The 434-nt window shown below is 47.2% G+C and carries 1 protein-coding gene; it reads left to right on the top strand.

What is annotated here, in order from left to right:
* Positions 1-434, top strand: a 434-nt coding sequence (locus tag M3P05_RS20740) for a transposase (RefSeq protein ID WP_249702057.1), incomplete at both ends; no start/stop codon positions are given.

The following is a 434-nucleotide window of genomic DNA, read 5'->3' on the forward strand; positions in this document are numbered from 1 at the left end:
GGAACAGGTGAAGAGGTACGAGTACACTGACGACAATGGCTACAGACACTGGTTTCGGTACATCAACAATGTTCCGATCAACAAGTCTCACCCCGATGTTCTGATCAACTACCTGGAATATGTTGAAATATCCCCCAAGGAAAAGAAATTCAGCTGTACCTGGGTCACGAACATTGAACTCTCAACCGAAACTGTCACAAAGGTCATGCGAGCAGGACGCGCCAGATGGATGATAGAAAACGAAACGTTTAACACACTGAAGACACAGGGCTACAACCTCGAGCACAATTACGGTCACGGCAAACAGCATTTGGCGACCAACCTGGCCATGCTGATGTTCCTGGCCTTTCTGATTGATCAGATTGAACAACTGGCTTGTCCGCGCTTCAGAGAGGCCTGGCATAGTCAGAAAACCAAAATCTCTTTGTGGTTAA

This window comes from Parendozoicomonas callyspongiae (assembly GCF_023502345.1).
In the GTDB taxonomy this organism is placed as follows: domain Bacteria; phylum Pseudomonadota; class Gammaproteobacteria; order Pseudomonadales; family Endozoicomonadaceae; genus Sansalvadorimonas; species Sansalvadorimonas callyspongiae.